Genomic DNA, 25,827 nt, shown 5'->3' on the forward strand with positions numbered 1-25,827 from the left:
GTGCACCGGTCCCGCGAGCGCCCTCGTACTCGCGGCCCATGCTCTCCCGGGGGCGCGCACGTGGCGCGGGCTGTGCATCCGTACGGGGCTGGAGTGCCCGTACGGCCGTGGTGGCCCCGTTCGGTTGTGGAGGCGGAGCTCTGCGCCGTCCCGCCGGTTCGCGGCGACCTCAGGGCAGCACGCGGTAGGTCACATGGGTGACCGCGTTCCCGGCCCGCGTCTCCACCTGCTCAAGGTCCAGCGACGGCACGCCGTCGAACAGTCGTGTGCCGGCACCGAGGGTGACGGCAGGATGTGGAGCCGCAACTCGTCGATCAGGCCGGCGGCGAGGTACTGGTTGATGGTGGTAGCACCGCCGTGGATCGACACATCACGCTCCCCGGCCGCCTCGCGAGCCCGCCGCAGAGCGGATTCGATGCCCTCGGTGACGAAGTGGAACGTGGTACCGCCTCCATCGGCTGCGGATCGCGCGGGTGGTGGCTCAGGACGAAGACCGGTGCGTGGTACGGCGGGTTGTCGCCCCACCAGCCCTTCCACGGCCGGTCCCACGCGCCGCGTACCGGGCCGAACATATTGCGCCGCGTCACGAAGGCGCCGACCGTCGTCAGCAGGTCGAGCCCGGCCCGCCGCTGCTCCGGGGTCTCGAACATCCAGGAGTCCAGCCGGTCGCCCCAGCCGTCGCCGGCGTCGTCGCCGAACGGGCGCTCCTGGCTCTGGCCGAGCCCGGCCGAGTAGCCGTCGAGGGAGATCGAGAGCTCGCAGGTCGCCCTGCCCGAACGTCCGGCCACTGTGCCGCCCTCCTGGTGGCGACCTGCCGTGGCGCCTCAGGAGTGAACCGCCCGACGCGTTCACCGCGGGGTAGTCGCTCCGAGTCCCCGAACTCATCGCGCCTTCGTGAGCCGCGCTGCTGTGAGTCGTCGCACCGAACCCCCGGCGCGGACACTCAGGGTCTCAGGGGGTCGGGGCCGCAGGGTCTCAGGCCCCGTGCGCGGGCCTCGGTGCGCGGCGCAGTCGTTCCTCCAGTGCTTCGAGCAGGCCGGGCAGGTCGGGGGCGACGGCGAGGTCCTCCAGGGTGGAGGCGGCGAGGAAGCCCGCGTCGGTGAGGCTGTGCAGGGCACCGATCAGGGGTGTCCAGAAGCCCCCGGCGTCGAGGAAGCCGACGGGCTTGGCGTGCAGGCCGAGCTGACGCCAGGACCACACCTCGAAGATCTCCTCCAGGGTCCCCAGTCCGCCGGGCAGCGCGACGAAGGCGTCGGCGCGGTCGGCCATGACGGCCTTGCGTTCGTGCATCGAGTCGCAGATCACCAGCTCCGTGACCTCCTCGCGCGCCCACTCCCGCTCGATCATGCCGCGGGGCATGACGCCGATGACCTCGCCGCCCGCCTTCATCGCGGAGTCCGCGAGGATGCCCATGAGTCCGGTGCTGCCGCCGCCGTAGACGAGCCCGATCCCGCGGCGCGCCAGGTCGCCGCCCACGTGCGCGGCCAGCTCGGCATGGGCGGGGTCGTGCCCGTCGGACGAGGCGAGGAAGACGGCGAGGCGGCGCATACGGACTCCCGGGTACGGCTGCGGTGGACGGTCCGGTCTACCACGGTCGTGTCCACGACGGCCGGGCCCGAACCATCGACCAGGGGCGACCGGGCTCACGTAAGGCTGTGAGCGGGGCTTTCTCCCTGCTGGCCACTCCCATGGGCGAGCGAGGGGGTGCCCGCCATCACCGAACTCGGCCGCGTCGGCCGCGCCGTCAACCCGTCTCCCGTACGAACTGGGAGGGCGTCGGTGTGCAGCCGGACGTGCCTTGCGCCGCTGCTGACTCCCTCGACCGCGACCTGGCCCTGGCCCGGCTTGCAGGCTGGCCCGGTCCAGCTCCTCGACAGCACTGCGCGCGGCGCCTCCTCCCGCCCACGCCGGTGACTGATCTCGCCGACGGAGGCCCCCGTCCCGGCGAACCCAGCCGTTTCGGCTTCCATGGCGGTGCATCTGGTCGTGAGTGGGCAGTCGGTGGCCTTGAGTCCCTACGCAGTCGAGGCCACCTGCTCTAAATTGGTCATCTCATCGACTCGGGTGACGCCAGGGGGATCGGGTGCACGAGGGCATGGCCGTCGGGAGCCGCTACCGCGTGGAACGCCTCCTGGGCAGGGGCGGCTTGGGCGAGGTCTGGGAAGCGACGGACCGTGCCCTCGGCCGACGGGTCGCCATCAAGTTCGTCACCGGCGCCATGCAGTATCCAGAGGCGGCTCAGCGGTTCGCGCGTGAGGCCCGCACCCTCGCCTCGCTCCGCCACGGCAGCGTCGTGACCGTTCACGACGCCGGAACGGCCGACCATGACGGTCAGACTCTGCCCTACCTCGTGATGGAGTTACTGGACGGCGCCACCTGGGAGTTCTCGCATGTGGACTCGATCGTGGAGACCGGGGCGCGCTTGGCGGACGTTCTCGCGCACGTCCACGCGGCGAAGGTTGTGCACCGGGACATCAAGCCCGCCAACATCATGATCTGTGCCGACGGGCGCACCGTGCTGATGGACTTCGGTATAGCCCGGGACGACTCCTCGCTCACCCGCACAGCCACCACCACCGGAAAATACTTCGGAACCCCCGGCTACATGGCCCCCGAACAGCTCCAAGGCCGTGCCGCTACACCTGCTTCGGACGTCTACGCGCTGGGGATCGTCCTGGTCGAGAAGCTCACCGGCCACCGGCTGCCCGTCACGCAGCTCATGCCCCAGGTCCGATCCTCCATCCGCGAGCCCGTACTGTCCCTGCTTACCCGGATGACCGCTGCACGTCCCGAGCAGCGGCCTTCCGCCGCCGAGTGCGCTTCGCTGCTGCGCGCCTCCGAGACGCCCACGGCATCGCGGCACGTGCCGTCCACGAGATAAGGAGTGGCGGCAACGGCTGGTTGCGCCGACGGTACTGCTGGCGCTGCACGCGATCGTCCTGTTCCTGCCCGCTTACAGGTTGCCTGCTTACAAGAGACGCTGGAACGACAGCGTCGTCATGTCGTTCGGCAAACGGCTCGTCTACGCGCAGGAAGAGGACTTCTTCGAGTGGAACTCACGAGCCTGGGGAGCCGTGACTACCGTCGGAGCCGGCGTCGGGGTGGCGACGCTGCTGGTGGTGGTCATTTTGCTCGTCCTGAACTCTCGGTTGCCGACGAGGCTGGCGGGCTATGGCGCGGCGGTGCTCGTCGTGGTGTGCCTCGGCTGGCAGGCCACGTCCAACCCGCCCTATTACTACAGCAGCGGCCGGGGCCTCCAGCCCGTCTATGGCCTGTGGCTCTTCTATCTGGTGACGGCGGTGACCATCGCTATGTACGTCTACCACGACGTCCGTGCCCGCCGGGTGGGCATGCAGCCATAGGTCATGGCCGTGCAGAGTCGGCCAGCGATGGACTCCGGGCAGCGGCCGCACCGGAACCGTGACCTCGAAACGCCTCGATTGGATGAGAGCGGTCACAAGGGCACCTGCGCATGACCGCGCGGCGGCTATGTACTAGAGTTATCTCGACATCGAGATATCTGCCGAGGCGCACCACAGCCGCCGCCCGGTAAGGGTTACCTAACTAAGCCTTACCTTAGCGGATGGTCGGGGCCGTAGACGGCAAAACGCGGCGCCGACTGCCAATGAGGCGCGGCGCGGAGATACGCGCACATTGAAGAAGGAGACTGTCGTGTCGGCGAACAGCTTCGACGCCCGCAGCACGCTGCGCGTGGGCGACGAGTCGTACGAGATCTTCAAGCTGGACAAGGTAGAGGGCTCCGCGCGCCTCCCGTACAGCCTGAAGGTCCTGCTGGAGAACCTGCTCCGCACCGAGGACGGCGCGAACATCACCGCCGACCACATCCGGGCCATCGGCGGCTGGGACTCCCAGGCTCAGCCCAGCCAGGAGATCCAGTTCACGCCGGCCCGCGTGATCATGCAGGACTTCACCGGCGTGCCGTGTGTCGTGGACCTCGCCACCATGCGTGAGGCCGTGAAGGCGCTGGGCGGCGACCCGGCCAAGATCAACCCGCTGGCCCCGGCCGAGCTGGTCATCGACCACTCCGTCATCGCCGACAAGTTCGGCACCAAGGAAGCCTTCGGCCAGAACGTCGAGCTGGAGTACGGCCGGAACAAGGAGCGGTACCAGTTCCTGCGCTGGGGCCAGACCGCCTTCGACGAGTTCAAGGTCGTCCCCCCGGGCACCGGCATCGTCCACCAGGTGAACATCGAGCACCTGGCCCGCACCGTCATGGTCCGTAACGGCCAGGCCTACCCCGACACCCTCGTCGGCACCGACTCGCACACCACCATGGTCAACGGCCTCGGTGTGCTCGGCTGGGGCGTCGGCGGCATCGAGGCCGAGGCCGCGATGCTCGGCCAGCCGGTCTCCATGCTCATCCCGCGCGTCGTCGGCTTCAAGCTGACCGGTGAGCTGAAGCCCGGCACCACCGCCACCGACCTCGTGCTGACCATCACCGAGATGCTCCGCAAGCACGGCGTCGTCGGCAAGTTCGTCGAGTTCTACGGTGAGGGCGTCGCCGCCACCTCGCTCGCCAACCGCGCCACCATCGGCAACATGTCGCCGGAGTTCGGCTCCACCGCCGCGATCTTCCCGATCGACGACGAGACGCTGAAGTACCTGCGCCTGACCGGCCGCGACGCGCAGCAGGTCGCCCTCGTCGAGGCGTACGCCAAGGAGCAGGGCCTCTGGCTCGACCCGGCCGCCGAGCCCGACTTCTCCGAGAAGCTGGAGCTCGACCTCGCCACGGTCGTCCCCTCCATCGCCGGCCCGAAGCGCCCGCAGGACCGCATCGTCCTCGCGAACGCCAAGGAGCAGTTCGCCCGCGACGTCCGCAACTACGTCTCCGACGACGAGGAGGCGGGCAAGGAGTCCTTCCCGGCCTCCGACTCCCCGGCCGCCTCCAACGGCGTACCGTCGCGGCCGACCACCGTCACGGCCCCCGACGGCTCGACGTACGAGATCGACCACGGAGCCGTCACGGTCGCCGCGATCACCTCCTGCACCAACACCTCGAACCCGTACGTCATGGTCGCCGCCGCGCTCGTGGCGAAGAAGGCGGTCGAGAAGGGCCTGACCCGCAAGCCGTGGGTCAAGACCACCCTCGCCCCGGGCTCGAAGGTCGTCACCGACTACTTCGACAAGGCGGGCCTGACCCCGTACCTCGACAAGGTCGGTTTCAACCTCGTCGGCTACGGCTGCACCACCTGCATCGGCAACTCCGGCCCGCTGCCGGAGGAGGTCTCCAAGGCGGTCAACGAACACGACCTCGCCGTCACCTCGGTGCTCTCCGGCAACCGCAACTTCGAGGGCCGGATCAACCCCGACGTCAAGATGAACTACCTGGCGTCCCCGCCGCTGGTCGTCGCGTACGCCATCGCCGGTTCGATGAAGGTCGACATCACCAAGGACGCCCTCGGCGTCGACCAGGACGGCAAGCCCGTCTACCTGACCGACATCTGGCCCACCGAGGCCGAGGTCAACGACGTCGTGGCGAACGCCATCGGCGAGGACATGTTCAACAAGTCCTACCAGGACGTCTTCGCGGGCGACGCCCAGTGGCAGGCCCTGTCGATCCCGACCGGCGACACCTTCGAGTGGGACTCCGAGTCCACCTACGTGCGCAAGCCCCCGTACTTCGAGGGCATGACGATGGACACGACTCCGGTCGAGGACATCACCGGCGCCCGGGTGCTCGCCAAGCTCGGCGACTCGGTCACCACCGACCACATCTCCCCGGCCGGTGCGATCAAGGCCGACACCCCGGCGGGCAAGTACCTCACGGAGCACGGCATCGAGCGTCGTGACTTCAACTCCTACGGCTCGCGCCGTGGTAACCACGAGGTCATGATCCGCGGCACGTTCGCCAACATCCGCCTGCGCAACCAGATCGCGCCGGGCACCGAGGGCGGCTACACCCGCGACTTCACCAAGGATGACGGCCCGGTGTCGTTCATCTACGACGCCTCGCAGAACTACCAGGCCGCCGGCACCCCCCTCGCGATCCTCGCGGGCAAGGAGTACGGCTCCGGCTCGTCCCGTGACTGGGCCGCCAAGGGCACCGCGCTCCTGGGCGTCAAGGCCGTCATCGCCGAGTCCTACGAGCGCATCCACCGCTCGAACCTCATCGGCATGGGCGTCCTCCCGCTCCAGTTCCCCGAGGGCCAGAACGCCGAGACCCTCGGTCTCACCGGCGAGGAGGCCTTCTCCTTCACCGGCGTCACCGAGCTGAACAACGGCACCACCCCCCGTACGGTGAAGGTCACCACCGACACCGGTGTGGAGTTCGACGCGGTCGTCCGCATCGACACCCCCGGCGAGGCGGACTACTACCGCAACGGCGGCATCCTGCACTACGTGCTGCGTCAGCTTGCCGGTTCCTGACCTGAGGTGAACGAGCGCCCTGCCCCTGCGTCTCCCGCGGGTGCAGGGCGCTCGCGCGCGACGGGGCGGAAGGCGCGCCTGCGAGCATGATCGGACGCGAGCTGCTCCCGGAGCGGAACTGCGCGTCCTGCGACGACGAAGAACCCCGTACCTGGTACCAGGTACGGGGTTCTTCCGTCCTGGCGATCGTGCGGCAGACGAGCTCCGCCACAGGGGAAGACGTCAGTCGGTCGCAGGGTCCTCCAGCAGCTGTGGCCCATCGCCCCGACCTTTCCTCCTCGACGGCACGGATGAACTCCTCGTGGGCCGGTCCGTGCCTGGGCGGGCTGCGCACCGGTCAGCGGTCATGCTGGGCGGCCAGGGCCGTCACGCCGCGTCGCAGGCGGCGGAAGTACGTGGCGCGGCTGAGGTGCAGGCTGTGGGCGACCTGCCAGTGGGTGCCCGACCGGTCGACGTAGTACGCCCGCAGGATTCTCCCGGCATCGGCGTCGGCCGCTACGGGGCTTGCCGCCAGGCTGTCCACGGCTTCGACGAGCCAGGCGCGCAGTGCCCGGGCCGTCGGTGTGTGCGCGGCGGTCAGGAGCGGACTGCCGGCCAGCCCCTTGGGGGTGTGCAGGTCGCCCAGTGCCTCGGCCATGTGGGCCGCGGCGGGTTCGTCGGCGGTGTCCGGAGCGGTGGCGGTGACGCCCAGGCGGCGGAGCCAGGCGGGGAGTGCCGCGCCGGTGAAGTCGTTGCTGTAGACCTGCGGGGCGCGTCCGCAGCGGTAGATGTCCTCGCGGATTCCCCCGTGGCGGCGGAAGGCGAGACTGTCGAGAAGCTGGTGGTAGCCGGGGTCGGCGGTGGACACCAGGAGCCTTCCGCTCGTGACCGCCTGCCGCAGGATGTGGCGCAGCACCTGGGCGTGGACGGCCGGTTCGGGGCAGAACGCCGCCCCCAGGAACAGCCCGCCGCGGTCGCCCGCCGCGAGGCCCTCGGTGTGTTGCTGGAGCAGTGGCTCCATGCCCGCCAGGGTCTGCTCCCGGACGCCGATCAGGCTGATCAGCCCGATCGGCTGTCCGTCGATGTCACGGGCCAGGCGGAAGCCGGTGATGTCGTCGTCCAGCCACTGGGTGACCAGCCGTTCCGTCCTGCGCTGGTCGAACCCCTTGAGTGATGCCCAGCCGTGCATCAGGCGGCCGATGTCGTCGGCGTCGGAGCCTTGGGCTGTCACGATCGGGACCGGTGGGCGGCCGGGCGGGAAGAGTACCTCCCGTACGACCCGGTCACCGGCCAGGAGCATGGACTGCTCGGCCAGTTCGGCCCGCCGCTCGGGTGGGGCCGACCCGGTGAGCATCGCACCGCGGTAGCGCGCCGCGCGGGCGAGCAGCGCGCCGTGCTGGTCCGGGCGCCGCCACTGGTAGGTCATGTCGAGCAGGGCGCGGTACGGTTCGGCGACGGTCAGCCCCAGGGCGGTCCGGTGGACCAGACTGAGCCCGGCCAGGTCCGTAAACAAGTCCGGGCCCCTGGCCAGCAGCTTCTCGTCCGCCGCGCCGACGGCGGCGAGCAGCCGGAGCGCCTGGGCCCTGCGGCGGCCCGGCAGTTCGCGCTCCAGGCGCTGGAGGATCTCGGCGCTGACCTCGTCGGCCACCGCTGCGGGGGCGGTGGGCGCGGCCCCGGCGTGCACCGCCCGGCAGGCGGCGAGCGCCACCAGGGGAATCCCGCCGGCCAGTCGGACGACGAGGTCCCGCGCGCCGGGGTCCGCGAGGCCGGCCCGGCTCGCGAGCGCCGCGATCTCGTCGTCGGGCAGAGGAGGAACGGCGAGGGTGACCGGGTCGCCCCCGGCCCAGCCCCGAGCCGCCCGTAACGGCCTGCGGCTGAGCACGAGTACGGGGCGGTGGCCGGCGGGGGCGTCGTCGAGTGCCCCGGCGGCGGACTCCATCGCCGTACGCCCATCGACGCCGTCCAGCACCAGTGGCCTGCGGTCATCACCGGTCACGGCCCGCCGCAGGTCACCGGGGGCGTGCGGGCGGGACAGATCGACGTGCTGGGCGTCGAGCGAGCGGGCCAGCCAGGTCTTCCCCACGCCGAGCGGACCGGTCAGATTCACCAGCGGACGGGTCGCGACCGCCGCGCCCAGTTCGGCGGCCAGAGCCGCCCGTGTACCGCTGTCACCGTCGTTCGCCCCCATCGCGCCCCCCATCGGATGGTCCCCTGATGCCGCCCGAGGTCCCGGTACGGGTTGAGACACATATGAGACTCCCGGCGAGGCGGGAGCTTATACGTTCGTTCACGTGTTCTGACCAACTAGCAACGGAGGAGCCGTGAAGAAGTCCATCGGGGCGGCCGGAGCCGTGTTCAGCGCCCTCGCCCTCGCCGTGGGAATGGCGACCCCAGCCGCGGCCGACAGCCCGTCCAACGGCCGTTGGAACAACATGCGGGCCCTGCACACCGGAATGTGCGCTGCCGTGGGCAACAACTCGACCAAAGTCGGTGCCGGGCTGATCCAGTACCGGTGTGACTACAAGTCCAACAAGGAGTTCTACGCCCAGGGGGCGGGCACGAACGCGTACTTCCTGCGGATCAGGTCCACCAACATGTGCGTGACCCCGCAGACCGGCGCCGACCACGCCCTCCTCGTCCAGTCCCCGTGCGCCAACGTGGACTCGCAGGTGTGGGTGGCCGAGTACGCCGGCAACGACAGCTGGAAGATGCGGAACCGGGCTACGGGCTTCTGCATGGGCGTCGCGTGGGGCACCACCAACAGCGGCCAGCCGTTGGACCAGTCCTCCTGCGGCGCGTTCGACGGCCAGACCTGGCGGTTCACCGCGGTGTAGTACCCCCGGTCGGTCGGCCGGACAGGTGGCAGCGCGGCCACGGGATCGTCGACGCTCTCGCCGCCGCCGGCCTCAAGTGCTGGGCGGGCGAGGCATACCCGCGACGGCGACGGTCCGCCCCGGATCACTCCGGGGCGGCCCTTCCGCCGTTACGGGGCCTTCCGGTCAGCCGGACATCGCTTCCCGCTCGACCCGGTCGATCCGGCACTTCGTGCCCGCCGGTACCTCGCCGAGGCCCTGGGCCTTGATCTTGGCGGTCGCGCCGGGGGCGACTTCGTCTTCCGTGACCGCGAGGCCCTCGCTCACCACGTCACCGTCTCGGTCCACGAACGTGACGTAGACGACGTAGGACGCCGGGCTCCCGCTCCCGTTCACGACCTTTATCTCGGCGGACATCCAGTTGATCAGGGAGTCCCGCGTGCACTTCGTGATCGTGGCGTCCTTCTCGGCGGCCGGTTCGTCGGCCTCCGGCTCCTCGAAGTCCTCCAGCTCCTCCCAGCCCTCAAGGCCGTCCGGCCCCACCGTGTCGCCGTACCGCGAAACCGCCCGCTCCTCGGCGAGCGCGATGGACTCCGAGGCCTTCTGCATCAACGCGTAGCCCAGCGCCACCGTCGCGCCGATGACGACGAGCCCGCCGACCACGGACAACGTCACGATCAGCCCCGTACGCCGCTGCTTGCGCGGCGGGGCGGCAGGGGGCGCCCACGGCGACTGCGGCTGTGCGAACGCGGGCTGCCGCGGTGGCTGCGGCTCCGGTTCGGGCGGCGGAGGCAAGAAGGCGTCGGACATGAGGTCCCCCCACGGGAAATCGATCAGGCAGGGGCCCTACGGTACGTGCCTCCGCCTCCCCACGCCGCACGCATTCCGGCTGGTCCGCCGCCCGCCGGGCCCGACGCACCGCCCCACGCGCGGAATCCGGGGCCTCGCCGCCCCCAGGTGCGATCGTGGGCCGGGGGCCGAGACTGCGGCCCCACCCGCAGGGCCAGGGGCTCCGCGCCCGCGGTCCCCACCCGCACCACCCCGGCACCGAGAGCGAACGGACCACCATGGGCGAGCTGATCCTGATCCGCCACGGCGAGACCGAGTGGTCCCGCTCCGGGCAGCACACGAGCTGGACCGACCTCCCCCTCACCGACGCCGGGGAGCGGCAGGCCCGCGCCCTCGTCCCGCTGCTGGCCGACCGGCACATCGCCCTCACCCTGGTCAGCCCGTCCGTCCGGGCCCGCCGCACCGCCGAGCTGGCCGGGCTCACCGCGGCCCGGGTCACCCCCGAGCTGCGGGAGTGGGACTACGGCGGCTACGAGGGCATCACCACCCGGGAGATCCACCGCACCCGCCCCTTCTGGAACCTGTGGACCGACGGCGTCGACCCCGGCACCCCCGAACACCCCGGCGAGAGCCCGGCGGACGTCGGGGCGCGGGCGGACACGGTGCTGGCGGGGGTGCGGTCGGCCGCCGAGCGGGTCGGGGACGGGGACATCGCGCTCGTCGCCCACTCCCACCTCCTGCGCGTCCTCACCGCCCGCTACCTGGGGCTGACCCCGGCCGAGGGCCGCCTCTTCCAGCTGGCCACCGGCGCGGTCTCCCGGCTCGGTACGGAACACGGCCAGCCGGTCGTCACCGCGCTCAACGTCGCCGTGCCCGAAAGCCTACGAGGGGTGAACCAGGAGGGCTGAACGCCGACGGCCGGCACCCCGCCCTCGGGGTACCGGCCGTCGGCGTACGGCACAGACGTCAGGAGAGCAGCTCCACCTCCGCCAGCGTCGCCGAACCCGTCAGCACCAGCCGGTACTTCGCGTAGTCACCGGGCCGGTCCACCGAGAACACCCTGGTCTGCCTGTCCCAGGCGAACGACTGGCCGGAGCGGCGGTCGATGTCCGTCCACTTCTCGCCGTCGGACGAGCCCTGGAGCGTCCACCCCTTCGGGGCCCGGTCCGCCGCCGACGACGTCAGCGTGTACTGGAGCGCCTCGGCGGACCCGGGGACAGGCAGCGCCACCGAGGTGACCTCCGCCGAGGTGGCCGAGGTGTTGTCGAAGAGCGCGCCGTCGCCCTTGAGCACATCGCCCTTCGGCGACGGGACTCTGTCGTCCTGCTGGATGGAGACGGGTGCCGCGTTCCTCCCCGTGCCCCACTTGGACGGCTCGGGCCCCATGTCGAACGCCAGCGTGCCGCCCTTGGCCAGCACATCGTGGGGGAGCGCGGTGGAGGTCCACTTCTTGCCGTTGACCTTCAGGCCCTGCACGTAGATGTTCTTCGCGCTGTTCTTCGGGGCCTTCACGACCAGCTTGCGGCCGTTGTCCATGCGGACGGTCACCTTCTTGAAGAGCGGCGAGCCGATCGCGTACTCCCCGCTGCCCATCACCAGCGGGTAGAAGCCGAGCGCGGAGAAGAGATACCAGGCCGACTGCTCGCCGTTGTCCTCGTCACCGTGGATGCCCTGGCCGATCTCGCTGCCGACGTACAGGCGGCCCAGCACCTCGCGGACCTTCTCCTGCGTCCTGTACGGCTGTGAGGCCGCGTTGTACATGTACGTGGCGTGGTGGGCGACCTGGTTGCTGTGCCCGTACTGGCCCATCCGCACGTCACGCGCCTCGGTCATCTCGTGGATGACCCCGCCGTAGCTGCCGGCGAACTCGGGGCCCGCCGTCTCCGGGGTGGAGAAGTAGGTGTCCAGCTTCTTGCCCAGGCCCGCGCGGCCCCCGTACAGGTTGGCCAGGCCCCGGCTGTCCTGCGGGGCGGTGAAGGCGTAGCCCCAGCCGTTGGTCTCGGTGTAGTCGTAGCCCCACACGCGCGGGTCGTACGCGTCGGAGGGCAGGCGCCAGTCGCCGCCCGGCTTCCTGCCCTGGAAGAAGCCCGCCTCGCCGTCGAAGAGCGTGACGTACTTCTGCGCCCGGTTGAGGAAGTACTCCGACTCCTCCTTGTACCGCGCCTTCTTCGTCTTCTTGTAGAGCTCCTGGCCCATCCGTGCGATGCCGTAGTCGTTGAGGTAGCCCTCCAGCGACCAGGACAGGCCCTCGTGGGTCGCGGTGTCCGCGTATCCGGTGAAGACGGAGGTCTCCATGCCCTTGCGGCCGACGCCCGGGGACGGCGGAGCCACCGTGGCGTTCTTGACCGCCGCCTCGTACGCCGCCTCCGCGTCGAACTTCACGCCCTTGACGTACGCGTCGGCGAACGCCACGTCCGAACTGGTGCCGGTCATCAGGTCCGCGTAACCGGGGGAGGACCAGCGCGAGGTCCAGCCGCCGTCCTTGTAGTGCTGCACGAAGCCGTCCACCAGCTCACCCGCCTTCTTCGGGGAGAAGAAGGAGTAGGCGGGCCAGGTCGTGCGGTAGGTGTCCCAGAAGCCGTTGTTGACGAACACCTTGCCGTCGACGATCTTCGCCCCGGTCCTCGTCGGGGTGTCCTCGCCGACCGGCTCGACGAAGGGGCTGGCGTACCTGTTCTTCCCGCCCACCTTCTCGTGGCCGGAGTTCGGGTAGAGGTAGAGCCGGTAGAGGCTGGAGTAGAGGGTCGTGAGCTGGTCCTCGTCGGCGCCCTCGACCTCGATCGTCTTCAGGACGTCGTCCCAGGCCGCCTGTGCCTTGCGCCGCACCTTCTCGAAGGAGGCGGACTCAGGGATCTCCATGGCCAGGTTCTTCTTCGCCTGGTCCACGCCGATCAGCGAGGTGGCCAGGCGCAGGTTGACCGTACGGTCCTTGCCCGCGTCGAAGCGGAAGAAGCCCGTGACGTCGTCACCCCCGCCGCCCTTCAGCCTTCCGCTGTCCGTCACCGGCGCGTCGAAGACGCCGTACACGAACATCCGGGTCGCCCCCGTGGACAGGCCGCTCTTCACGTCCGTGTAGCCGGAGAAGGAGCGGGTCTTCGGATTCAGGGTCAGACCGCCCGCGTTCGTCACGTTGTCGAAGACCAGGCTTGCGTCCTTGCCGGGGTAGGTGAACCGCATCCGTGCCGCGTGGTCGGTCGGCGCCATCTCGGCCTTGAGGCCGTTCTCGAACGTGACGCCGTAGTAGTGCGGCTTCGCGACCTCGTTCTCGTGCCGGAACGGCAGCCCCCGGGCGGTGCGAGCCGCGTCCAGGGTGCCGCTCGCGGCCGAGGGCATCAGCTGGAAGGTCTGCCGGTCGCCCATCCAGGGGCTCGGCTCATGGCTGGCGCTGAAGGCCTGGAGCGTGGGGAGGTTGTCCTTGTTGTTGCCCCGGGAGTAGTCGTACAGCCAGCTCAGCGAACCGGCGTTGGTCACCGGCGTCCAGAAGTTGAAGCCGTGCGGGACCGCGGTGGCCGGAATGTTGTTGCCGCGCGAGAAGCCGCCGGAGGAGTTGGTGCCCCGGGTGGTCAGCGCGTAGTCCGACAGATGCGCCCTGCGCTTCTCCGGCTTCCTCGGGGCGATCGTGATGTCGTCGATCCAGCCCTGGAACTTCGCCTTCCCCTTCGGGGAGTCGTACGCCACCAGAATCCGGTCGACCGTCTTGCCCGCGGCCACCGTGCCGAGGCGGGCGGCGACCTTGTTCCACTGGTTCACGTAGAGCCGCTTGGCATCGGCCTGGCCCTGCGGGGTGAGCAGCCCGCCGTGGCTGTCGGTGGCGCCCAGCTCGCTCAGGTACGTGCCGTCGGTGAAGGCGAGGTCCACCGAGACGTGGGTCGCCGGGTAGTCGAGGTCCGTCTCGCCCATCTGCGGATAGACCAGATAGGACAGCTCGGTGTGCTTGGTGACGGCCGTGTTCACGTCGAAGATCTTGTTGTACGAGTACGCCCGGCCGTCCGGTTTGTGCGTACCCGCGTAACGCAGTGCCTTCTTTCCGGTGAACCCCGCGCCCGACTTCGCGGTGGGGGAGCCCGAGGGGCCGCGGTCGGGCCGGCTGCGCATCTCGTCGGGCACCGGCGCGGAGGTGTCACCGTTCGAGAACTGAACGTCGGCGAGCTGGAGCTCGGCCCCACCGCCGTTCGCCGTGATCTCCAGCCGGAAGTGGCGGTAGGCGGTGTCGGCGGTGAAGTCGTACGTCTTCGTCTCGTGCCGCTTCGCGAAGCTCTCGCCCTCGCGGGTGTCGAGGTCCCTCCACTCCTCGCCGTCCGCCGAGCCCTTCAGCGTCCAGTCCTTCGGGTCGCGCTCGGCGTGGTCGTTGGCGGAGGTGAGGGCGTACGTCACCACCTTCACCGGCTCCTCCAGATCGAACTCGACCCAGCCGGTCTTCGCGAACGCCAGCCATTTGGAGCCCGGCTCGACATCGACCAGGTTCTCCTTGACCTCGCCGCCCGCGGTGTTCTCGGCGCTCGCGCGGACCTCGGTGACCCGGTCGGTGACGTTGCCCGGTATGCCGGAGGAGAACCCGCCGTCGACCCCGGAGGCGCGCTCCTTGCCGTCGGGGCCCACTTCGACGGTATCGCGCCAGTCGGGCTGCTTCTCATCCGTCTCGAACGAGCTGCTGAACGTCCGCTCGCCGGGCGGCTTCCGGTCCGGCGGGGCCGGCTGGGCGGAGGCGACCGCGGGGGCGATCACGACCAGGGCCAGGGAGGCCGCCAGGGCTGCCGCTGTGGGGGTCCGTCTCCGGCGAGGGGCCGGGCGGGGGACCGTACCGGGCGCCTCTTCGGAGCCGTGTTGAAGACCGCGTGGTGGCTGCATACCGAGCCATTCCTCCCCGGAAAAGTGCATGGACAACGTTGTCATTGCGGGGTGCAGGGTCCAGTAGGGAGCCAAGTGGCAGGACGTGTCAAGGGTGTTGGCGCGGGCCCGTTCGACGAATCCGCAGTAATGGGGAAATAGCCGCCCCAGGAAGCGGGCAAGGGGTGCCGAGCCGCCCCCGAGGTCTCAACTCGGGAAAGACTGCAGCCCAAACCTGCTTTCGATCTTGCTCAGTTGGCGGCAAGTGGACTATACCTGTCGGCGTCTGCACAGCCGTTTCAGGCGGGTGTGCACGGGGGGAAACAGGGACGGTCGCAAGGACGCCGGGGGCGTTCGCGCTGTACGGTCTCCCGAAACCTCCACGGCGCCGGCCCGGCCGGTACATCAGCACATCTGCATATCCGCACCACCCAAGCGCAACTGACCGCGGTGGCGGGGCCCTTCGCCTGAGGCGAATTTTCGACGGGTGACCGGCACACCGCCTGAGTCCTGGAGAAGGCGAGGACTTGAGCATGGGATCCACCTCCGCCCACAACAATGAGGGCCTTGGCCGTCGCGATCTGATCAAGCGTTCTGCCGCACTCGGCCTGATCGCTGTTCCGACGATGAGCTTCCTGTCCGCCTGCGCGAGCGGTGGCGGTGACAGTGACGACAAGGTCGAAAAGGGCGAGAAGACCGACAAGAACCCGCTGGCCGTCAACGGCAGCGCGCCGCTGGAGATCGTCATCTTCGACGGTGGCTTCGGCACCAAGTACGCCGAGGACGCCAAGGCCGTCTACGAGAAGACGTACCCCGAGGCGGAGGTCAAGTTCTCCGCGACGCAGAAGATCCAGTCGGTTCTTCAGCCGCGTTTCAACGGTGGCACCCCGCCCGACCTGATCGACAACTCCGGTGCCCAGCAGATGGACATGGGCGTCCTGGTCGGCAAGAAGCAGCTCACCGACCTGACCCCGCTGCTCGACGCCCCCTCCATCGACGACCCCGCCAAGAAGGTCCGCGACACCCTGCGGCCCGGCATCGTCGAGATGGGCCAGTTCGACGGCGACCCGGTCTGGATCATGTACTACGCGTACACGGTCTACGGCGTCTGGTACTCGCAGACCGCGCTGGAGAAGCTCGACGCCACGTACCCGGAGACCTGGGACGAGATGCTCGCGCTCTGCGCGAAGGCGAAGAAGCAGGGCATCGCCGGCTGGACCTACCCCGGCAAGCACCCGTACTACATCCCGTTCTCGCTCTACCCGTTCATCGGGAAGATCGGCGGCGTCGAGGTCCTCGACGCGATCGACAACCTGGAGCCGAAGGCCTGGGAGCACCCCGCGGTCAAGGCGGCCTTCGAGGCGTACTACGAGCTGTACGCCAAGGGCTACATCCTCAAGGGCACCCCCGGCCTGGACCACCGCGGCTCGCAGGGCGCCTGGGCCCGCGGCAAGGCGCTGTTCATCCCGAACGGCTCCTGGGTGGAGAACGAGGAAGCGGCGATCATCCCCAAGGACTTCAAGCTGTCCGTGGGCGCCCCCTCCAGCCTCGACTCCTCGGACAAGCTGCCCTTCGGCACGATCTGGGCGTCCGGCGGCGAGCCCTTCATCGTCCCGAGCAAGGCGAAGAACCCCGAGGGCGGCATGGAGCAGCTGCGCATCATGCTCAGCGAGGCCTCCTCCAAGTCCTTCACCAGCAGCACCAAGTCGCTGTCCGCCTTCAACGGAGGCACCGACGGCCTGGAGCTGTCGGACGGCCTGAAGTCCGGTGTCGCCGCGCTGGACAAGGCGGGCACCAACGTGGTCAACCCGCGCCTCCAGGACTGGTACGTGAAGCTCCAGAAGGAGCAGATCGGTGTCGCCGCGCTCGGCGAGATGATGGCGGGCCGCGCCACCCCGGCCGAGACCATCAAGAAGATCCAGGCCTTCGCCGACGCGACCGCCAAGGACCAGTCCATCAAGCACTTCAGGCACCAGTGACCACGCGTCACCAGCGGCGGGCAGCACGGGAAGGTCGGAGTCGGTAACGATGCAACACGGTAAATACCGGTTCATAGTCGGGTTCTTGGTGGTCCCGATGGCGTTGTACGTCATCTTCGTCATCTGGCCCTTCATCCAGTCCATCTACTACTCGTTCACGGACTGGACGGGGCTGAGTCCCGACTTCAAGATGGTCGGGTTCGACAACTACACCAAGATGCTCGACGACGACATCTTCTGGAAATCGCTACAGCACAGTGTGCTGCTGGCTGTTCTGCTGCCGCTGGTGACGCTGGGCCTCGCCCTCTTCTTCGCCTTCATGCTCAACGTGGGCGGGCGGCGCCGGAAGGGCGCCGCCGTCACCGGCGTACGGGGCTCGGGCTTCTACAAGATCGCGTACTTCTTCCCGCAGGTGCTCTCGATCGCGATCGTGGCCATCCTGTTCCAGTTCGCCTTCGACCCGGCCCAGGGCATGATCAACGGCACGCTCAAGGCCGTCGGCTTCAACGACGTACCGGACTGGCTGGGCGATCCGCAGCTGGCCCTGTGGGTCATCATGGCGGTCCTCGTCTGGGGCACGACCGGCTTCTTCGTGGTGCTGTTCTCCGCGGGCATGGCCTCCATCCCCAAGGACTTCTACGAGGCCGCCCTGCTGGACGGCGCGAGCCGCTTCACGACCTTCTTCCGGATCACGCTGCCCCTGCTGTGGGACACGGTCCAGTCCGGCTGGGTCTACATGGGCATCCTGGCCCTCGGCGCCGAGGGCTTCGCCATCGTGCACATCATGAGCGTCGGACCCGGCGGGCCCGACTACTCGACCACCGTCCTGCCGCTGTACGTCTACCAGTCGGCGTTCCGTGACGGACAGGCGGGCTACGCGACCACGATCGGTGTCGCCCTGCTCATCGTGACGCTGGCGTTCGCCGCCATCGTGATGCGGCTGGGCCGGCGCGAGCGGCTGGAGTACTGATGAAGACCACTGACACCCCTCCCGCCGGGACCGACGCGTCCAAGCTCCCCGCGCAGCGCACCGGGGCCGCCGGCAAGAGCCCGTCGGGCCCCGCGAGGAGCAGCGAGGGCCAGGTCCTCAACGTCTTCTCGCACGGTGTGCTGATCCTCTGGGCGATCATGGTCGTCCTGCCGCTGTTCTGGGCGGTGATGTCCTCGTTCAAGACCGACTCGGACATCTTCAACTCGCCGTGGTCGCTGCCCGGCTCGCTCAACTTCGACAGCTGGGGCCGGGCCTGGAGCCAGGCCCATATGAGCGAGTACTTCCTGAACACCATCCTGGTGGTGGGCGGTTCGCTCGTCGGCACCCTGGTCCTCGGCTCGATGGCCGCCTATGTGCTCGCCCGCTTCGAGTTCCCGGGCAACCGCTTCATCTACTTCCTGTTCGTCGGCGGCATGAGTTTCCCGATCATGCTGGCCCTGGTCCCGCTGTTCTACGTCATGGACAACCTGGGGCTGCTGAACACGATCCACGGCCTGATCCTGGTGTACATCGCCTACTCGCTGCCGTTCACCGTGTTCTTCCTGACCTCGTTCTTCCGTACGCTGCCGACCTCGGTGGCGGAGGCGTCGATCATCGACGGGGCCTCGCACACCCGGACGTTCTTCCAGGTCATGCTGCCGATGGCCAAGCCCGGCCTGATCAGCGTCGGCATCTTCAACTTCCTGGGGCAGTGGAACCAGTACATGCTGCCGACGGTGCTGAACACCGACCCGGAGAAGCGGGTGCTGGCCCAGGGGCTGGTGGAGCTGGCCGCCAGCCAGGGGTACAAGGGCGACTACTCCGGCCTCTTCGCCGGCCTGGTGATCGCGATGCTGCCGGTGCTGGCGGCGTACATCATCTTCCAGCGCCAGGTGGTATCCGGCCTGACGGCGGGCGCGCTGAAGTAGGTCACGTATCCACAACGGTCCGGCGCCCCGGCGGAGAACTCTTCCGCCGGGGCGCCGGACCGTTGTGGCGTCGGTGAGGCCCTGCCCGCTCAGGTCTTGACGGGAGGCACCCCCGAACGGTCAGCTTAGAGTTCACATGTTGGAGGAAGCCGGGGTCTCGTCGCTGCGGCCCCGGCCGGGGCGGTCCTCTTCGGACCGCCCGCCAAGGGCAGGAGTGGATGGGTCGATGGAGACTCCCGGGTCGCAGACATCGCTGCACAGGGCCAATCTGGAGCGGGTCGTACGCGCCGTACGGATGGCGGGATCGCTCACCCAGGCGGAGATCGCCCGGAGCACCGGGCTCTCCGCAGCCACGGTCTCCAATATCGTCCGGGAACTGAAGGACGGCGGAACGGTCGAGGTCACCCCCACCTCGGCGGGCGGCCGCCGCGCCCGCAGCGTCTCGCTCAGCGGCGACGCGGGCATCGTCATCGGCGTCGACTTCGGCCATACGCACCTGCGCGTCGCCGTCGGCAACCTGGCCCACCAGGTGCTGGCCGAGGAGGCCGAGCCGCTGGACGTCGACGCGTCGTCCGCCGAGGGCTTCGACCGGGCGGAAGCGCTGGTCAAGCGCCTCATCGAGGCCACCGGCATCGGCCCGGACAAGGTCGTCGGCGTGGGTCTCGGCGTGCCGGGTCCGATCGACGTCGAGTCGGGCACGCTGGGCTCCACCTCGATCCTGCCGGGCTGGACGGGCATCAACCCCAGCGAGGAGCTCTCCGGCCGCCTCGGAGTCCCGGTGTACGTCGACAACGACGCCAACCTCGGGGCGCTCGGCGAGCTGGTCTGGGGCAGCGGCCGGGGCGTCAAGGACCTCGCGTACATCAAGGTCGCCAGCGGTGTCGGCGCCGGTCTGGTGATCGACGGGACCATCTACCGGGGCCCCGGCGGCACGGCCGGCGAGATCGGGCACATCACGCTCGACGAGTCGGGCCCGGTCTGCCGCTGCGGCAACCGGGGCTGCCTGGAGACCTTCACCGCCGCCCGCTATGTCCTGCCGCTGCTCCAGCCCAGCCACGGGCCCGGGCTCACCATGGAGCGGGTCGTCCAGCTGGCCCGGGAGGGCGATCCGGGGTGCCGCCGGGTGATCGGCGATGTGGGCCGCCACATAGGCAGCGGGGTGGCCAACCTGTGCAATCTGCTCAACCCGAGCCGCGTGGTGCTCGGCGGCTCGCTGGCGGAGGCCGGGGAGCTGGTTCTGGGGCCCATACGGGACTCCGTGTCGCGTTACGCGATCCCCAGCGCGGCCCGGCAGCTCTCGGTGCTTCCCGGGGCGCTCGGCGGCCGTGCCGAGGTGCTGGGCGCACTCGCCCTGGTGCTCAGCGAGATGGGGGATTCAACCCTTTTGGAGAGCACCCTCCCCGCAGCGACTCCTGCCTTCACTTAGATAACGAATGGCACCGTTGTCATCTCGTTAAGGATTTACTCCTTGACGCTGGTGCTGCGGCCGAGTTGACTTCCAGCCACCTCGGCCGCAACGTCGCGGCCTCGTCAGGGAGGTTCGAGAATGAACACGCGTATGCGTCGTGCCGCCGTTGCCGTTGCCGCCACCACGATGGCGATCTCGCTGGCCGCTTGCGGGAGCGCCAAGGAGTCGGGCGACAAGGCCGAGAAGAGCTCGGAGAAGAAGGGCGACGACCTGAAGATAGGTCTGCTCCTTCCCGAGAACCAGACGGCCCGTTACGAGAAGTTCGACCGGCCGATCATCGAGAAGAAGATCAGCGAGCTCACCGGCGGCAAGGCGGAGGTCGTCTACGCCAACGCCAAGCAGGACGCGACCACTCAGTCGCAGCAGGTCGACACCATGATCACCAACAAGGTCGACGCGCTCATCCTCGGCGCGGTGGACGCGAAGGCGATCGCGAACAGCGTCAAGAAGGCCAAGGCCGAGGGCATTCCGGTCGTCGCCTTCGACCGTCTCGCCGAGGGCCCGATCGACGCGTACACCTCCTTCGACAACGAAGAGGTCGGCCGCGCCCAGGGCACCGCCCTGCTGGAGGCCCTGGGCGACAAGGCCGACGGCGGAACGATCGTGATGATGAACGGCGCGATCACCGACCCGAACGCCGCCCTCTTCAAGAAGGGCGCCAAGTCCGTCCTCGACGGCAAGGTGAAGTACGGCAAGGAGTACGACACCAAGGAGTGGAAGCCGGAGAACGCCAACGCCAACATGGAAGCGGCGATCACCGCGCTCGGCAAGGACAAGATCGACGGCGTCTACTCCGCCAACGACGGCATGGCGGGCGGCATCATCACCGCCCTGAAGGCCGCCGGTCTGCCGAAGCTCCCCCCGGTCACCGGCCAGGACGCGGAGCTGGCGGGCGTGCAGCGCATCGTCACCGGCGAGCAGTTCATGAGCGTCTACAAGTCCTACCCGGCCGAGGGCGTCGTCGCCGCCGAGATGGCCGTCGCCCTCGCCAAGGGCGAGGCGCTCGACTCGATCGCCACCTCCAAGGTCGACAACGCCAGCCAGAAGGGCATCCCGACGGTCCTCGTCCCGGTCATCTCGCTGACCAAGGACAACATCAAGGACACCGTCATCAAGGACGGCATCTACACGATCGACGAGATCTGCACCGGCAAGTACAAGGCCGCCTGCGACAAGATCGGTCTCAAGTAGCCCTCCGGGACCCGGCCGCGCCGCGCGGCCCGGTCCCGCCCCGCCGTAGGCCCGCCGCACCCGAGCGGGGGCCGCACGGCAGCAACGCCCGCGTACGCGGCCGCCGTACCCCGGCCCGCACGCGCCACGAAGCCTGTCCGGTGTCCCGCCCACCAACCGTCCCGCTACCGGGCGGGGCGCCGGACGGAACAGCTTCCCCTTTCTTCTGTTCTCTTCTGCTCGACCGCCGCGCCTTTCCCCGGGCGCGGCATCCCCGCCGGTCAGGCGGCGAAGGAGATGGTTCACGTGTCCGCTACGCCCGTGTTGGCGTTGCGAGGGGTCTCCAAGCGATTCGGTGCCGTACAGGTACTCACCGATGTAGAGCTTGAGGTCCACGCCGGCGAGGTGGTCGCCCTGGTCGGCGACAACGGCGCCGGCAAATCAACGCTGGTCAAGACGATCGCCGGAGTCCACCCCATCGATGAGGGAGTCATCGAGTGGGAGGGCAGCGCCGTGCGGATCGACAAGCCGCACGACGCCCAGAACCTCGGCGTCGCGACCGTCTATCAGGACCTCGCGCTGTGCGACAACATCGACGTCGTCGGCAACCTCTACCTGGGCCGCGAGCTGCGCAGGTTCGGCATCCTGGACGAGGTGGAGATGGAGCGCCGCTCCCGCGAGCTGCTGTCCACGCTCTCCATCCGCATCCCGAGCGTCCGCATCCCGATCGCCTCGCTCTCCGGCGGCCAGCGCCAGACCGTGGCCATCGCCCGGTCGATGCTCGGCGAGCCCAAGCTCGTCATCCTCGACGAGCCGACCGCCGCCCTCGGCGTCGAGCAGACCGCGCAGGTCCTCGACCTCGTCGAGCGGCTGCGCGAGCGCGGTCACGCGGTCATCCTCATCAGCCACAACATGGCCGATGTGAAGGCCGTCGCCGACAAGGTCGCGGTGCTCCGGCTGGGCCGGAACAACGGTGTCTTCGATGTGAAGACCACCTCCCAGGAAGAGATCATCTCCGCCATCACGGGCGCCACGGACAACGCCGTGACCCGACGTGCGGCGCGCAACGCGGAGGTTTCCAAGTGACCACCGACAACTCCGCGACCTCGCTGGACAAGGCCGCAGCCCCGGCCGACGCGCCGGTCGGCAACCAGGACGCGCCCCAGGGCGCCGCCACGGTCGTGGACCCCCGCCTGCTCATCCGCCAGCAGGGCTTCACCGGCTACCTGACCGAGTTCAAGCGCAAGATCAGCGGCGGTGACCTGGGCTCCATCCCGGTGATCGTCGGCCTCGCGGTCATCGCCATCGTCTTCCAGAGCATGAACTCCGAGTTCCTCTCCGCGAAGAACATCAGCGACATCGCGACCACGATGGTCGCCACCGGCATGATGGCCGTCGGCATCATCTTCGTCCTGCTGCTCGGCGAGATCGACCTCTCGGTCGGCTCGGTCAGCGGTGTCTCCGGCGCCCTCGTCGCGGTGCTCAGCGTCACCCAGGGCATGAACGAGTGGCTGGCGATCCTCGTCGCCATCGTCAGCGGGGCGGTGATGGGCGCGATCCACGGCTTCTTCTTCGCCCGGATCGGGGCCCCGGCCTTCGCCGTCACCCTGGCCGGTCTGCTGTTCTGGCTCGGCTTCATGCTCCAGCTGCTGGGCGACTCCGGCACCATCAACCTGGACGGCGACGGGGTGGTCGGCCAGCTGACCACGTACTACTTCACCGATGTCGCCGCCGCCTACGGGCTCGCCGCCGTCGCGGTCGCCGGCTACTTCCTCGCCGCCTTCCTGGACACCCGCCGCCGCGAGGCCGCGGGCATCCCGGCCCGGCCGATCGTCGACATCACCGTGCGCACCGCCGTCCTCGCGGTGTTCGCGTTCGCCGCCGCGTACATGTTCAACCAGTACCGCGGCCTGCCGCTCGCCCTGGTCCTCTTCCTGATCGTCCTGGTCGGGACGGACTTCCTGCTGCGCCGCACGGCCTACGGGCGGAAGATCTTCGCGCTCGGCGGCAGCGTCGAGGCCTCCCGGCGCGCCGGTATCAACGTCACCGCGATCCGGATCTCCGTCTTCTCCATCGCGGGGACCTTCGCGGCGATCGGCGGCCTGTTCTGGGCCTCCAAGATCGCGGCGGCCAACCAGGGCTCCGGCACCGGCGACCTGCTGATGAACGTCATCGCGGCGGCCGTCATCGGCGGCACGAGCCTCTTCGGCGGCCGCGGCCGCACCTGGAACGCGCTGCTCGGTGTCATGGTGATCGTCTCCATCCAGTACGGACTGTCACTGGAAGGCATCGCCACCCCGATCCAGTACATGATCACCGGCGGTGTGCTTCTCGCCACGGTCGTGATCGACTCCGTCACCCGAAAGACCCAGAAGACCGCGGGCCGCGCCTGACCGCACCACGCGCAGGTGCCCGGTACTCCTCCCATGGGGGCGCCGGGCACCTGCGCGTGTCCGCGTATGGCTACGAACCGGGCCGCCCGCTGCCCACGGCCGCGGACGGAACATTAGACTCATCGGATCGGCACGCACGCTCGATCAGCTCAAACGCAAGGAGGCACGGGTGGATCTGCTGACCCGCATCAAGGGACCGCGCGACCTGGACCGGCTCAGCCTCGGTGAGCTGGAGCAGCTCGCGGAGGAGATCCGTACCTTCCTCGTGGACGCGGTGTCCAAGACCGGCGGTCACCTCGGGCCCAACCTGGGCGTCGTCGAGCTCACCATCGCCCTGCACCGGGTCTTCGAGTCGCCCAAGGACAAGGTGCTCTGGGACACCGGCCACCAGAGCTACGTGCACAAGCTGCTCACCGGCCGCCAGGACTTCTCCCGGCTCAAGAGCAAGGGCGGCCTCTCCGGCTACCCCTCCCGTGCCGAGTCCGAGCACGACATCATCGAGAACAGCCACGCCTCCGGGGTCCTCGGCTGGGCCGACGGCCTCGCCAAGGCGAACGAGGTCCTCGACAAGGACGACCACGTCGTCGCGGTCATCGGCGACGGCGCGCTCACCGGAGGCATGGCCTGGGAGGCGCTGAACAACATCGCCGCCGCCAAGGACCGCCCCCTCGTCATCGTCGTCAACGACAACGAGCGCTCCTACGCCCCCACCATCGGCGGACTCGCCAACCACCTCGCCACGCTCCGTACGACCGACGGTTACGAACGGTTCCTGGCCCGCGGCAAGGACATCCTGGAGCGCACGCCCGTCGTCGGCCGCCCGCTGTACGAGACCCTGCACGGCGCCAAGAAGGGCCTCAAGGACTTCATCGCCCCGCAGGGCATGTTCGAGGACCTCGGCCTGAAGTACGTCGGCCCGATCGACGGCCACGACATCGAGGCCCTGGAGTCCGCGCTCCAGCGCGCCAAGCGCTTCGGCGGCCCGGTCATCGTGCACTGCCTCACCGAGAAGGGCCGCGGCTACACCCCGGCCCTGGAGGACGAGGCCGACCGCTTCCACGCGGTGGGCAAGATCCACCCGGACACCGGGCTGCCGATTTCCAGCTCCGGCCTCGACTGGACCTCCGTCTTCGGCGAGGAGATGCTCAAGCTCGGCCAGGAGCGCGAGGACATCGTCGCCATCACCGCGGCCATGCTCCAGCCCGTCGGCCTCGGCAGGTTCGAGGCCGCCTTCCCGGACCGGATCTACGACGTCGGCATCGCCGAGCAGCACGGCGCGGTCTCCGCGGCGGGCCTCGCCACCGGCGGCCTCCACCCGGTCTTCGCGGTCTACGCCACCTTCCTCAACCGCGCCTTCGACCAGGTCCTGATGGACGTCGCCCTGCACAAGTGCGGCGTCACCTTCGTCCTGGACCGGGCCGGCATCACCGGCACGGACGGCGCCTCGCACAACGGCATGTGGGACATGTCGATCCTCCAGTGCGTGCCCACGCTCCGGATCGCCGCCCCGCGCGACGCCGACCAGGTCCGCGCCCAGCTGCGCGAGGCCGTCGACGTCGACGACGCGCCCACCGTGGTCCGCTTCTCCAAGGGCGCGGTCGGCCCGGCGGTCAAGGCCGTCGGCAAGGCGGGCGGCATGGACATCCTGCGCGAGCCGAAGGCGGCCCGCCCCGACGTTCTGATCGTCTCCGTCGGCGCGCTCGCCCCGATGTGTCTGGAGATCGCCGACCTGCTGGACGCCCAGGGCATCTCCAGCACCGTCGTCGACCCGCGCTGGGTCAAACCGGTCGACGAGGCGCTCGCCCCGCTCGCCGAGCGCCACCGTGTCGTCGTCACGGTCGAGGACAACTGCCGCGCCGGAGGCGTCGGTTCCGCCGTTGCCCAGGCGCTGCGCGACGCCGGCGTCGACGTACCGCTGCGCGACTTCGGCATCCCGCCGGTCTTCCTCGACCACGCGTCGCGCGGCGAGGTCATGGCCGAGATCGGACTGACCGCACCGGACATCGCCCGCCAGGTCACCGGCCTGGTCGCCAAGCTCGACGGCCGCTTCGAGAGCCGCGCGGTGGAGCCCGCCCGCGACTGACGCCCAACCCTCCATACGGCCGACGGGCCGGGAGAACCGC

The 25,827-nt window shown here is 69.4% G+C and carries 17 protein-coding genes and 1 pseudogene; 13 read left to right on the forward strand and 5 right to left on the reverse strand.

Going from position 1 to position 25,827, the window contains the following annotated elements:
* Nucleotides 1-169: 169 nt before the first annotated feature.
* Both RI138_RS27100 and RI138_RS27105 read right to left on the reverse strand, forming a co-directional pair.
* Nucleotides 170-788 (reverse strand): annotated as a pseudogene (locus RI138_RS27100) (dihydrofolate reductase family protein).
* Nucleotides 789-975: 187 nt separating this feature from the next.
* Nucleotides 976-1,548 (reverse strand): LOG family protein, encoded by a 573-nt coding sequence (locus tag RI138_RS27105; RefSeq protein ID WP_311121986.1) that lies wholly within the window; start codon nucleotides 1,546-1,548, stop codon nucleotides 976-978.
* 547 nt (nucleotides 1,549-2,095) lie between these two features.
* Here RI138_RS27105 and RI138_RS27110 point away from each other — a divergent pair.
* The 3 genes from RI138_RS27110 to acnA all read left to right on the forward strand — a co-directional run bounded on the left by RI138_RS27110 (nucleotide 2,096) and on the right by acnA (nucleotide 6,387).
* Nucleotides 2,096-2,881 (forward strand): serine/threonine-protein kinase, encoded by a 786-nt coding sequence (locus RI138_RS27110; RefSeq protein ID WP_311121987.1) that lies wholly within the window; start codon nucleotides 2,096-2,098, stop codon nucleotides 2,879-2,881.
* Between the two features lie 118 nt (nucleotides 2,882-2,999).
* On the forward strand, nucleotides 3,000-3,362 hold the full coding sequence (locus RI138_RS27115; protein WP_311121988.1) for a hypothetical protein: 363 nt from the start codon (nucleotides 3,000-3,002) through the stop codon (nucleotides 3,360-3,362).
* Between the two features lie 310 nt (nucleotides 3,363-3,672).
* Nucleotides 3,673-6,387 (forward strand): aconitate hydratase AcnA, encoded by a 2,715-nt coding sequence (acnA, locus tag RI138_RS27120; RefSeq protein ID WP_311121989.1) that lies wholly within the window; start codon nucleotides 3,673-3,675, stop codon nucleotides 6,385-6,387.
* A gap of 337 nt (nucleotides 6,388-6,724) precedes the next feature.
* Here acnA and RI138_RS27125 read toward each other — a convergent pair whose 3' ends face one another.
* Nucleotides 6,725-8,554, reverse strand: coding sequence for a DUF1492 domain-containing protein (locus RI138_RS27125; RefSeq protein ID WP_311121990.1), 1,830 nt, complete (start codon nucleotides 8,552-8,554; stop codon nucleotides 6,725-6,727).
* 133 nt (nucleotides 8,555-8,687) lie between these two features.
* Between RI138_RS27125 and RI138_RS27130 the strand changes: the two genes are divergently transcribed.
* Nucleotides 8,688-9,200: an RICIN domain-containing protein gene (locus RI138_RS27130; RefSeq protein ID WP_311121991.1), complete on the forward strand. Its 513-nt coding sequence runs from the start codon at nucleotides 8,688-8,690 to the stop codon at nucleotides 9,198-9,200.
* Nucleotides 9,201-9,365: 165 nt separating this feature from the next.
* Here the strand turns inward: RI138_RS27130 and RI138_RS27135 are convergent, their stop codons facing one another.
* Nucleotides 9,366-9,989, reverse strand: coding sequence for a hypothetical protein (locus RI138_RS27135; RefSeq protein ID WP_311121992.1), 624 nt, complete (start codon nucleotides 9,987-9,989; stop codon nucleotides 9,366-9,368).
* A gap of 257 nt (nucleotides 9,990-10,246) precedes the next feature.
* Here RI138_RS27135 and RI138_RS27140 point away from each other — a divergent pair, with 257 nt between their 5' ends.
* Complete coding sequence (locus RI138_RS27140) at nucleotides 10,247-10,876, forward strand: histidine phosphatase family protein (protein WP_311123027.1); 630 nt, start codon at nucleotides 10,247-10,249, stop codon at nucleotides 10,874-10,876.
* 58 nt (nucleotides 10,877-10,934) lie between these two features.
* Here RI138_RS27140 and RI138_RS27145 read toward each other — a convergent pair whose 3' ends face one another.
* Nucleotides 10,935-14,816: a GH92 family glycosyl hydrolase gene (locus tag RI138_RS27145; RefSeq protein ID WP_311121993.1), complete on the reverse strand. Its 3,882-nt coding sequence runs from the start codon at nucleotides 14,814-14,816 to the stop codon at nucleotides 10,935-10,937.
* A gap of 512 nt (nucleotides 14,817-15,328) precedes the next feature.
* On the opposite strand from RI138_RS27145, the gene ngcE reads away from it, so the two are divergent.
* The 8 genes from ngcE to dxs all read left to right on the forward strand — a co-directional run bounded on the left by ngcE (nucleotide 15,329) and on the right by dxs (nucleotide 25,787).
* Nucleotides 15,329-16,774 carry an N-acetylglucosamine/diacetylchitobiose ABC transporter substrate-binding protein gene (ngcE, locus tag RI138_RS27150; protein ID WP_096627446.1) on the forward strand — a complete coding sequence of 482 codons (1,446 nt, stop codon included), beginning with the start codon at nucleotides 15,329-15,331 and terminating at the stop codon, nucleotides 16,772-16,774.
* Nucleotides 16,775-16,823: 49 nt separating this feature from the next.
* Nucleotides 16,824-17,744: a carbohydrate ABC transporter permease gene (locus RI138_RS27155; RefSeq protein WP_096627445.1), complete on the forward strand. Its 921-nt coding sequence runs from the start codon at nucleotides 16,824-16,826 to the stop codon at nucleotides 17,742-17,744.
* Nucleotides 17,744-18,673 (forward strand): carbohydrate ABC transporter permease, encoded by a 930-nt coding sequence (locus RI138_RS27160; protein ID WP_311121994.1) that lies wholly within the window; start codon nucleotides 17,744-17,746, stop codon nucleotides 18,671-18,673. Before RI138_RS27155 ends, RI138_RS27160 begins: the two co-directional genes overlap by 1 nt.
* 226 nt (nucleotides 18,674-18,899) lie before the next feature.
* Complete coding sequence (locus RI138_RS27165) at nucleotides 18,900-20,099, forward strand: ROK family transcriptional regulator (RefSeq protein ID WP_096627443.1); 1,200 nt, start codon at nucleotides 18,900-18,902, stop codon at nucleotides 20,097-20,099.
* Nucleotides 20,100-20,219: 120 nt separating this feature from the next.
* Complete coding sequence (locus RI138_RS27170) at nucleotides 20,220-21,332, forward strand: sugar ABC transporter substrate-binding protein (RefSeq protein ID WP_311121995.1); 1,113 nt, start codon at nucleotides 20,220-20,222, stop codon at nucleotides 21,330-21,332.
* A gap of 276 nt (nucleotides 21,333-21,608) precedes the next feature.
* Nucleotides 21,609-22,397, forward strand: a complete 789-nt coding sequence (locus RI138_RS27175; RefSeq protein WP_096627441.1) for an ATP-binding cassette domain-containing protein — start codon at nucleotides 21,609-21,611, stop codon at nucleotides 22,395-22,397.
* On the forward strand, nucleotides 22,394-23,704 hold the full coding sequence (locus RI138_RS27180) for a sugar ABC transporter permease (RefSeq protein ID WP_311121996.1): 1,311 nt from the start codon (nucleotides 22,394-22,396) through the stop codon (nucleotides 23,702-23,704). Before RI138_RS27175 ends, RI138_RS27180 begins: the two co-directional genes overlap by 4 nt.
* Before the next feature lie 169 nt (nucleotides 23,705-23,873).
* Nucleotides 23,874-25,787: a 1-deoxy-D-xylulose-5-phosphate synthase gene (gene dxs / locus RI138_RS27185; RefSeq protein WP_096627440.1), complete on the forward strand. Its 1,914-nt coding sequence runs from the start codon at nucleotides 23,874-23,876 to the stop codon at nucleotides 25,785-25,787.
* Nucleotides 25,788-25,827: the final 40 nt, after the last annotated feature.

Source organism: Streptomyces durocortorensis, from assembly GCF_031760065.1.
Taxonomy (GTDB): Bacteria; Actinomycetota; Actinomycetes; order Streptomycetales; family Streptomycetaceae; genus Streptomyces.